Source organism: Vibrio sp. 1580, assembly GCF_033340055.1.
Map to the genome: position 1 here is coordinate 1 of NZ_JAWOVT010000791.1, position 507 is coordinate 507.

General features: G+C 48.1%; 1 protein-coding gene. It reads left to right on the forward strand.

Going from position 1 to position 507, the window contains the following annotated elements; all coding sequences use genetic code 11:
• The coding region (locus R7093_RS28405) for a dihydrodipicolinate synthase family protein (RefSeq protein WP_318147433.1) at positions 1-507 on the forward strand (507 nt) is incomplete at both ends.

A 507-nucleotide genomic window follows, 5' to 3' on the forward strand; every position in this document is an offset into this window, starting at 1 on the left:
GATTACATGCAAGACGCGCACAAAATTGGTATCGACGGGTGTATGGTGATGCCTGCGATGGTCTACCGCACGTCTGAAAGCGAAACATATGATTACTACCGCACGCTGGCAGAAGCGACACCAGAGATGCCTATCATGATTTACAACAACCCTGTTGCGTACGGCGTCGATGTAAATCTCGATATCATGGCGAAGCTGGCTGAGTTTGACAGCATTGTTGCAATCAAAGAGTCGACTACCGACACGCGTCGTATCACTGAGCTTTACAACAAGTTCGATGATCGTTTTACCGTGTTCAGCGGTGTTGATGATATTGCGCTTGAGTCGCTGATGTTAGGAGCGACAGGCTGGATTTCTGGCTTAACCAATGCGTTCCCAGAAGAATCAGTTGCAATTTACAAACTGGCGAGCCAAGGCCGTTATGCAGAAGCGTTAGAAATTTACCGTTGGTTCTTACCGCTGCTGCGTCTCGACACCATTCCTACGCTGGTTCAATGCATTAAGCTT